At 40.9% G+C, this 9,279-nt stretch carries 11 protein-coding genes; 7 read left to right on the top strand and 4 right to left on the bottom strand.

The window, feature by feature from the left end:
• Positions 1–70: 70 nt before the first annotated feature.
• The gene (locus ACFQNG_RS20675) at positions 71–1,405 is read right to left on the bottom strand and encodes a helix-turn-helix domain-containing protein (RefSeq protein ID WP_379867810.1); all 1,335 of its coding nucleotides are present in this window, start codon (positions 1,403–1,405) and stop codon (positions 71–73) included.
• A 497-nt stretch (positions 1,406–1,902) separates the two neighbouring features.
• Here ACFQNG_RS20675 and ACFQNG_RS20670 point away from each other — a divergent pair, with 497 nt between their 5' ends.
• From ACFQNG_RS20670 to ACFQNG_RS20655, 4 genes are all read left to right on the top strand, one after another.
• Positions 1,903–2,490 carry a recombinase family protein gene (locus ACFQNG_RS20670; protein ID WP_379867809.1) on the top strand — a complete coding sequence of 196 codons (588 nt, stop codon included), beginning with the start codon at positions 1,903–1,905 and terminating at the stop codon, positions 2,488–2,490.
• Between the two features lie 44 nt (positions 2,491–2,534).
• Positions 2,535–3,449, top strand: coding sequence for a hypothetical protein (locus tag ACFQNG_RS20665; protein ID WP_379867808.1), 915 nt, complete (start codon positions 2,535–2,537; stop codon positions 3,447–3,449).
• A 13-nt stretch (positions 3,450–3,462) separates the two neighbouring features.
• Complete coding sequence (locus ACFQNG_RS20660) at positions 3,463–4,077, top strand: hypothetical protein (RefSeq protein WP_379867807.1); 615 nt, start codon at positions 3,463–3,465, stop codon at positions 4,075–4,077.
• Between the two features lie 79 nt (positions 4,078–4,156).
• Complete coding sequence (locus tag ACFQNG_RS20655) at positions 4,157–4,711, top strand: endonuclease domain-containing protein (protein WP_379867806.1); 555 nt, start codon at positions 4,157–4,159, stop codon at positions 4,709–4,711.
• Positions 4,712–4,762: 51 nt separating this feature from the next.
• Here the strand turns inward: ACFQNG_RS20655 and ACFQNG_RS20650 are convergent, their stop codons facing one another.
• Positions 4,763–4,906 carry a hypothetical protein gene (locus ACFQNG_RS20650; RefSeq protein WP_379867805.1) on the bottom strand — a complete coding sequence of 48 codons (144 nt, stop codon included), beginning with the start codon at positions 4,904–4,906 and terminating at the stop codon, positions 4,763–4,765.
• Positions 4,903–6,180, bottom strand: a complete 1,278-nt coding sequence (locus ACFQNG_RS20645; RefSeq protein WP_379867804.1) for a helix-turn-helix domain-containing protein — start codon at positions 6,178–6,180, stop codon at positions 4,903–4,905. Before ACFQNG_RS20645 ends, ACFQNG_RS20650 begins: the two co-directional genes overlap by 4 nt.
• A 342-nt stretch (positions 6,181–6,522) precedes the next feature.
• Here ACFQNG_RS20645 and ACFQNG_RS20640 point away from each other — a divergent pair, with 342 nt between their 5' ends.
• Positions 6,523–6,705 (top strand): hypothetical protein, encoded by a 183-nt coding sequence (locus ACFQNG_RS20640; RefSeq protein ID WP_379867803.1) that lies wholly within the window; start codon positions 6,523–6,525, stop codon positions 6,703–6,705.
• Positions 6,706–6,776: 71 nt separating this feature from the next.
• Here the strand turns inward: ACFQNG_RS20640 and ACFQNG_RS20635 are convergent, their stop codons facing one another.
• Entirely contained in the window at positions 6,777–7,139 is a 363-nt protein-coding gene (locus ACFQNG_RS20635) for a helix-turn-helix domain-containing protein (RefSeq protein WP_379867802.1), read from the bottom strand.
• Between the two features lie 363 nt (positions 7,140–7,502).
• On the opposite strand from ACFQNG_RS20635, the gene ACFQNG_RS20630 reads away from it, so the two are divergent.
• Together ACFQNG_RS20630 and ACFQNG_RS20625 are read left to right on the top strand one after the other, a co-directional pair.
• On the top strand, positions 7,503–8,633 hold the full coding sequence (locus ACFQNG_RS20630) for an AAA family ATPase (RefSeq protein ID WP_379867801.1): 1,131 nt from the start codon (positions 7,503–7,505) through the stop codon (positions 8,631–8,633).
• A gap of 210 nt (positions 8,634–8,843) precedes the next feature.
• Positions 8,844–9,149 (top strand): hypothetical protein, encoded by a 306-nt coding sequence (locus tag ACFQNG_RS20625; protein WP_379867800.1) that lies wholly within the window; start codon positions 8,844–8,846, stop codon positions 9,147–9,149.
• Positions 9,150–9,279 lie beyond the last annotated feature (130 nt).

Here is a 9,279-nt window from a genome sequence, read left to right as displayed (position 1 = left end):
CCATTTAGGCTGTCTCAAAAAGGTGTTCTGTTCGCTCTGAGAACCATCTATGACGGTCTTCCTCTATCGATTAAGAACACGATTTTTCTAGTTTCTTGATTTCCTCTCTCACCCGTTCGAATTCGGCCTGAGCAGCCGCCAGCTTGTCTGTTCTGTCCGGTTCCTCTCTTTTCAGACGGGTCATTTCCGAGAATAGATCGATTTTCCGCATTTTTAAGGCTTTCAGACGGGGGCTGTCCATCTGATTTTCGTTTCCTTCCTCATGATGATTCCAGCGTGGAGAGGAGGCATATTGGTTCTTGGGCTGTCCAATCGGATGATTGACATACACATAGTTATCCCGGATCGCATTGCGCAAGACAATATAGCCGTTGGTCTTGAATGGTCGGTTATATTGGTCCACGTGATGAATATATTCTTTGAGGCGGGCAACAATGGACTCAGAAGAAATCTCCTTCTGGTTGGCTTTCAAGTTACCGATGGTCAACTGAACAAGTTCATTGAAACCCTCTTCTGATAGCTTCATTTGCATTTTCTTTTCAAACAAAGCAATGATTTCCGATTTTTGAGAATCAACAACAACAACGTTTTTCTCTTCTTGATCAGTTCCCATATCTGTATCTACTCTATTATCTATATAAGTACTGTTGTTGTTGTTCTTCTTCTTAATAGTATTTAATTCTTCTTCTTGAAAAGAAGTTGTTTCTTCTTCTTCTTGGGGTGACAAATTTGTCGGGGCCTGAGTTTCGGGGTTTTCCCCACTTTTCGCCTCTAACCCTTGATTTTCAAGGGGTGACATTTTTGTCGTGCCCGGAATTTCAGGGGTGACATTTTTGTCATCCCCTTCGTTATTGAGTTCTTGACCATCTTGATCAGAAGACCCTTGATTTTCAGGGGATGACATTTTTGTCGGGGCTGATTTTATAGGGACGACATTTTTGTCAGGGGCTTTTTTACTGGGTTCTGGCCGTTCAGAGAATTGGTTATCTCTTGTCCGGATCGCCCCATGTTGAAAGAAGGTATCCCACCATTCGGGAACCTCTGGAAAGTCATGATTGAGTACGTAGAGGTTAGACGATTGAAAACCGGTGTCTTCCCAAAAGCAAGGAACAATCTTGATTCCTTTGGCTTTGGCCAGATCATCTAACCAGCGTTGAACCGTTCGCTCTGATTTTTTCACCAGCTTGGACAGTGTTTTCAGGCTTGGGAATGCATGGGCCTTTCCTTTACCGTAGCAATACGATTGTAGGATCCACCACATGGTAAACGCATTCGTTCCGTGTTCTTTGATAATTTTGAAACCTGATTCTTTATCCGTTAACACGAAATTGTCTTGAAATATCCGTTCCGCTTTGCTTTGTCCGGCCATAAACAGAAAGTTTTGTTCTTCTGGTTTTTTGGACATAAAAAGACCTCCTATGCGTTTTCGATTTCCATCGAAGAAGACACAGGAGGCACACGAAAGTTACCTTAGTTGACGTTTATTCAAAAAATGGGTAAACTAAGGGTAACTTATGTATTTGAATAAGACAGCCTCTTTTGTGTCACTCCGATGGGTGACATGAAAGTTTAGTTTCTTCTTTTTGTCTCTCAATGAGACCAACGGTTTTTCCTTCTATCCTCGGGGGAGAGGTTGAAGGCTCTTTTTTTTGTAATGCTATAATCTGGTTTGGGCTCCTTAGGGAGTCTCTTTTTTTGTCTATTTTTTCCTCCCATTCTATCAGAACCCGCAAACTTCGTCACCATCGACACGATATGTTCATTTTAACAGAATGATATAAAATTGAAAACACCTTTGACTAAGTGATAAAATAAATAGACCACTAGTCGTTTGAACACCTTTTTGATACAATGAAAACATAACATGTTCATGGATATGTGAATAAACGGAGGAGAAACCGGATGAGGATCGGATACACCGTGGATGGTAGAAAGGATGAAATTGATAGGCTTCGATTCGTAGGTTGTGAGAAAATCATCGTGGAAAAGCTCATGTATTCTCGAAAAACCGCGAACATTCAGTGGAATCGTCTGATGGATCAGCTTTCTCCTGAGGATACACTGGTTCTTGTGGATCTTACTTGCCTGGGACGGACCATATCTGAGATGTTGCGCGCATTTGTCCAGGTTCCATGTGAAGTCGAACTCTTGGATGATCGGTTAGAACTGGATGAACTGAAGAAGATGGCTCCGATCCTGTTGGAGATGGAGACCAGTGTGATAAGCGAGCGGACGAAAAAGGGAATGGAGAAGACGTCGAAAAAGGCCGGTCGAATCAAGAAATGGGAAGACCCCGCCTTTCAGCAGAAGTTTATGTATTACGTCAGAGAGAATCTGAGCGTGAATGAAGTCTGTGGCATCTTGGGGATTTCGCGCTCGACGTTTTATCGCATTCTCCATACGTTGACGGAAGAGCAGCAGAAGCAGATGGCGAAAGAGAAGTTACATAGTGAATTGAAACAGGAAATGGATGAATCCTTGCTGAAGTAAAAGCAAGGTTTTTTGTTTTATATGAGGGAGAAGGGGGGATAGGAATGAAAAAAAAGCAAAGGGATATTGATGAAGAGAGTGAAGCCTTAATTGATGAAGGTGATGACGCTCTTTTTTGGATGTTGGTTGGTATGCCACTTTTTATGTTGACGACAATTTTGATGGTTTTGGTTGTTCTTGCTATAGATTTTATTTTTGATGTTAATTTGACCCTTACTACTACTACACTTATTATGATAAGTGGTTCTGTAGTTTTATCTTGGATTATTGGACTGAAAATGAAAAAAGCTGCAGACAATCAGCTAAAAAAAGATGCAGGCGATCAGCCTAAACTCATTGAGCAAGTAAAAAAGAATGATGTGCCGCAAAGTAAATTTCAGAAACAGTTGAGACAATTACCTCATTTAAAAATCGCACTCTCTGTTGTTGCAATAATTGGTCTTGCAGTGATATCAACCATAGTTATTAATGAAATCTGGCCCCGCAAACGATTCAGCCCGGAAGTGGATGCCGCATTTATCAATGGCTCCTTCATCTTCCTCACTATCGCCGTAACCATCTATTTCAACCACAAAACGCATCAAGCCTTACTTACACAATCTCGATCTAACATGGTGCAAAAATTCTTGGATGAGCGGATTAACTTGTATCCCCAGATGGATCAGAAGAACCGGAAACTTCGCCGCATCTTAGCGAGAGAGCCGGAGAACCATGAACGGATGAAGGAAGCGTTGATCGATTTAGATGAATTCCGGCATCTCCACCGCGTATACATATCGAAGCCGATCCGGGACCAGCTACAACTCATGTTTGACCTCTGCTCGTATGAAAAAGAAGATCCCATTTTGGACGCAGACCATGAACTTTTTTCACAGTACAGTAGGGAACTCACGAAATTGATTGAGCGAGAACTCGATTTGACTGCGATCGATAAAGATATCCAAGCCTTGTCCAAGTAAAGGAGTGATAAACTTGAAATATAAGGATAATTATCCTGAGGATTTTCCTGAAGAACACAAGGAAATCCTCGAATCCAAATTAAAAATAGAACGTTCAGAAAGGATGTTAAAGTATTTATCTTATGGATTGTATTTCTTTTTTATAATCCTACTTTCGGTGACTATGATTAATATTTCTTATCTGGTTTTAATTAGTCCTATTCATTCTGAAATAAAAAAAGCAATAGTAAGTCCGGAAGTATTTGCTGCTGTTATCGGATTTGGAGGAGCATTTCTCACGTATCTTGTCCAACAAGAAACTCAAATTAAAAAAGATCATTTTGAATATAAAAGAGAAAAAGTTCATGAAGTAAATGATATCTTGCAAGAAATATTATGGGAATTTGAACGGGCTTATGTTCAATCTACTGATTTAGAAGAGCGAGTTAAGTTTACTAATCAAATCAAAAATTGGAGTTATCAATTATACAAAAGATCCTTGAGTGCAAAAGCTTCAAAACATATATCTATTCTCTTTCATTACTTGGACCAAAGAGAAGTAATAAATCCAAAAGCCCTCCATTTTTTAATATTAACTGAAATTATCAATATAAGAAACAGTTTTACTGAAGAGTTACATAGAAACTAACGACTGGAAAATCAACATATGATGGTCCCGAAATCCGTTCTCGCACCCTCTACAAACCTTGTCCAAGTAGCCTTGTTCTATGGACAAGGTTTTTTGTCTGATATTTTGCATAAATTCAGATAAAATGAAAAGGGAAGGATACGAAAAGAGGGGGATAAGCATGCCGCCTTTGAAGATACGTTATATTCGGGCAAGAAATTTGGTTAAGGCGTGTATTCGATTTGTTCGGATTGTATTGAAGGAAAAGCGTTGGCCGGATTGGCAGCTAGTGAAGGTCAGTGATCGTGACTTTTATCTTGAGAAGAGATTATATTTGGCTCTGACAAGTGCCGGCTACCGTGTAAAAACCCATATCCTTTTTGGGGACTTGGAAGTGGATTTGTATATTCCAAAATACAAACTGGCGATTGAAGCGGACGGAAAAGCCTATCACAGCTCACCAGCACAAAAAGAGCGGGATCGCAAAAAAGAATATGTATTGAAGAAGCATTATAAGCTGAAAGTTAAGCGGTTTAACAGTAATCAGATCAACAAAAAATTGGATTGGTGTGTGGAGAAGGTACATGAGATCACCGGTGGGCCTCGTCTTAGTTTTTGGCAGCACATGAGAAGGATATGGAAGGTTAGATTTTGACTCTAAAAAACACCAGAGCCACATCACATCGATGGAGCCCTGGTGTTTTCTTTATGGCCAAACCGGGTCATCATCTAAAGCTGAATAGGATTGTGCTTCTGCTGGTGGACTAGGCCAAACGGGTTCAGTCGAAAATGTAGCGGATAGGGCAAAGAGAATGGAGCCTAACAAAATGGTCTTTACAAATAACTTCATAATACTTCCTCCTTGGCTTGAACGCCCCAATGATAAAGGGCGGTTTTATATTCTTCAAACTTTTGTTTGTCCAATACTTGATAACATTGGCATAGGGAGATCAGCGCGATTTTCTTTTTCCTTTTGGGGATGTGATTGAAAGACAATGCTTTCATAAAATAGTCAACAGCTTTTTCAAGCTTACCTTGTTGAAGATAGACTTCTCCAAAGGAGATCATCAGGTCGATTTGATCATTGGTAGGAGTTTTCTGATCACAGATTTTTTTGGCTGTATGTAATAGTTCCTCCGCTTGATCGAATCTTTTTTGTTTGAGGTAAAGAAGTGCACACTTCGTACATGCAGGAATGATCTTGTGTTGAGGAATCTCCTTTTTCGTAGCGATCGCTGCGAGATAGGATTGGATGGCTAACTCGTCTTCGTTTTTTTCATGGTAGACATCTCCAAGCAAGGTCCAAAGGTCACATCGCCGCTCCCATAATTGATTTAATCGGGCAAGAAGAATGCCTTCTTTAATAAAATGAATGGCTTTGTCATATTGTTTGTGATTGTAGAGGAGCCAGGCTTGATGTTCGATCACAATGACTTTCGTGTTTACGCTATCCAGTTGTTCTTTGTGATCCCATAGCTCATTGAGCGTTTCTTCAAAATCCTCGTAACGTTCTGCCTTTCGATAATAGATCGCTAGGTTCAATAAGATATATGAATAAAGATAGGAGCGCTCTCCTTCTGGAACCCATGATTCCTTTGCCTCTTCTGTCAGTTTGATGGCCAGTTCAAGTTGTTGATCGTAGAAGTGAATGTTTCCTACACTGATTTGTGCGGCGGGTTTGATATTAAGATGATCGTGTTCCTCTTTGCAAAGTCGAATGGTCTCGATGAAGTGTTTCATCGCTTTTTGATACTGCTTTTTCACGCTGTAGGCTTTTCCTTGGAGATAGGGGTATATGGGATGCTCTGAGTAACGAGCTTTGGTTTTCTCGATCACAGAATCCGGATCAATCTCGAGCAGATTTTCAAGGATATCGATCTCATCTGACCAGGAATCTGGAGCGTGTTCTTTTGTTTGTGAAAGCTGAATGAGTTCTTCTTCTTTCACATTCAACAATCGGGCATACTTGAGAATCATTTCTTCACTTACGTTAGGGGAGCCGTTTTCGATCTTGCTGATGGTGGAGGGCGATATGCCTTGGTTTGAGAAATATTTCAACTTGAGACCGAGCTCGTTTCGTTTTCTCTGCAAATACTTCCCTACTTCGATGATATAGAATCTCAATTATCCCATCCTCCCTTTATTATACGTGGAAAGGTAGACTGATTTTAACCACTTTATTTTTACGGTATATAAAGCAAAAATATTTTATTTTTTAGTCTGTAATTAGTTTGTTCGGAAACGTTTCTCTTTTTATAGTCAATGCAACAAAAAGTTTGTTGATTTTAATTTTAATAAAATTTAATGATCGATTATAGCAAATCGCCGTATTGCTTATTGATTTATCGTTTGTTTTAATGAATATATCCATATTTCATAAAAGTTTTGTGTGAAGAACGTTTGTTCTTGAGTGCGTTTAATTATAAAATAATGTTCTAAGGGATTGAAAGTATTGGAGGGGTAGCAGTGCACAGAAAAATCCATCTTTTGATTAAACTAATTGATGAGTTGGGAGTTCAAGTCACTGCAGGACCACGGATCGACATCACACCAGCAATCAAAGAATTAGTAATCAAATACCCCGAGGAAATGCAAGAGATCATAGATTATTTAGGCAGAAAAAAACTCAGGCAAACAGCAGGCGTATGATCCCCTCTTTGCCTGAGTTTTTCTGGATGATGATAAAGAATAATGAGGACAAAAATAACAGACAAGGAGAGTCAGGCCTCTTTTTGTCTGGTTTTTTTCATGGAAACAAAGAGTTTAAAGTTGTTAATCAGGTATTCCACATCTTCTTCGCTGAGTCGCATTCCGTCAAAGATGATTTCTTGATTGTTTTCGAGATAATCATCTAGATACTCATCTAATGTTTGTTTTGGGATGTTCCGAACGCCATTGACCAGGTAATCCAAGCTGACGTGATAAAAGTCGGCTAGGATACGTTGGGATTCAATGGGCGGAGTCCGTTGGTCGCGCTCATAGTTGCTAAGCGAATGATTGGGAATGCCCGTGCGTTTGGACACTTCGATTTGAGACAAGCCCCGTTTTTCCCTCAACTGTTTGAGTCTCTCTCCCAGCGTCATTTTTCTTCTCTCCTTTACTCATCTTTCTCACTCTCATTTATATAACAAGAAGAGACAAGGGTTTTTGGACGCAAAGTGTGATTATTTTCGGATTTAAATCGTAAGAGAAATGAATTTTCTATAGTTATATTGTTTACAGAATATCTACAGTTTGTCAAACGGAGAACGAGTGAATTTCCCTTTTTGGCAAAATTTTTTCGTGATCGTGCGCTCTGGATTTTGTCGGAAGGGTGAATGAATAGAAAAAAATCGTCAGAAGGGTAAAAAATCAGTTTTACTTTAGCTTGAATTATATTATAATAATATTACAAGTTAAATATAAACATAACAAATAAATTCAAAAGTACAAAAGGGGTTGTGATTATGTCCGTCTTAGCCAAGGGTAAGTATCTGGTGCTTGAGGAAGGGAGCCGAGAACAATTGAAGGCGCGGATTGTGGTATGTGGACCAGGGGGAACAGGGAAAACGCGTGATGCACTTCGTATCGCTTATGGACTTACGGGCGATTGGAAGAAGATCGCTATATTGGATACTGAATACAATCGAGCGAAAATGCATTATGGGGTGAACGATCCGGAAGTGGGACTCATCGGACCGAAAATCCCACACATGGGACTCACTCCTCCGTACCAATGGGAAAAATTCATGGATGCGTTGGACATTTGTGAGAGAGCTGGGATTCAATGCTTGATCTTGGATTCCTTTACCCATGAGTGGGAAGGGGAGGGCGGGATTTCGGACATGGCGGCCAATCCGAAAAAGAAGGGGATGAGTGATTTCCATGCGTGGCGGATGCCGAAAAAATACCACAGCAAGGTGTTAGAACGGATTCTCCATTCGCCCCTCCACATTATTTGTACGGTTCGAGCCAAAACAGAGTATGCCTACAAGGAAGACGGGGTGGATGACAAAGGAAAGACCAAATACAAGGTGGAGAAAATCGGCGTACGTCCGCAACAATCGAACGACTACGATTATTTGTTTGACTTTGTGTTTATGCTTCGTCAAGATCACACGTTTGAAGCGTTGAAGGATACGCCAGGATTGTTCAAGGACTACGATGGAACGATCACGATGGAAGTCGTGAATAAAATAAAAACATGGCTCATTGATGGAGAAGAGGTGGAAAGCTACACCGATGTAAAAAATCAAATCGTTGCCTTTTTACAAGATGTAGCAAAGATTTACCCCAAATTGGACAGTCACATCAAGCAAATAGAATTGCAGAAAGAGGAAGAGATTTCCTTGTGGAGCTATCAAGAAGTGATGGATTTCCACCGTCAATTGATGGAAAACAAGAATTTACTTAGCGCCATTGTGATTGAATATGGGAAGAAAAACACGACCTATGCGGATGTGATAAAAGGATACACGGAAAGCAAAAACAAGCCATTTAAAACATTGACACAGGAAGAACTAAGCCATGTTTTAACTCTGTTGCATCAGGCACAACAAGAGGAACAAGAACAACAGGAAGGACAAGCCCATGAGTAAATGGGGGGTCACGCCCCCTCGCTCTGGGGGTGAAATAAGGACGTGTCGGAGTTGCGAAAAGGAAAAGAAAGGGCACCAGGTTTGAGTGGATGGGCTTCTTGTGTGACGAATGCCAAGGACTGTATCGGGAGCATGCCATCCTGTTGATAGAGATCGAAGCAGAAGATGGCGAGGGACCCTTTTAGAACACAATCATCAGGGGGAATGAAAATGAAAACCTTGTACGCAGAAACCATGGAATGTTTGGATCGAAACCATCGCACTCCAGAGGATGTTCTCTGGGTAGGCACGGATGAATGGAGTGTGACCTGGGAGTCCTTTGCCATGATGGCCAAGCTGATCTATGTGCAACGGGAATATCGGGGTGGTCCCTATGTCACAACGAAGTTAGTCATCCGAGGGAAAGATTTTGTGATGAAGCGGGAGGAATATGATGGAGCGGAACGGTGGCAATTCATTTCATTGGTTCAGCAGCCGAAACCGAGTATACTGGCAGTCAGTCTGTTTCAACCATAGGGGGGCGAAGGCCTCCCTTTTTTGCATCGACAAAAGGGGAGGGGATATTTCAACATAAAGGTAAACTGGACTTGTTTGTATCCCAAACCAAATCCTATTCCCTCATGCGCTGCCAACAGGGGATAGAGAG

This window comes from Laceyella putida, assembly GCF_042665195.1.
Lineage (GTDB): Bacteria > Bacillota > Bacilli > Thermoactinomycetales > Thermoactinomycetaceae > Laceyella > Laceyella putida.
The sequence above is the reverse complement of the archived record's forward strand: the minus strand, read 5'-3'. Positions and strand labels throughout refer to the sequence as shown.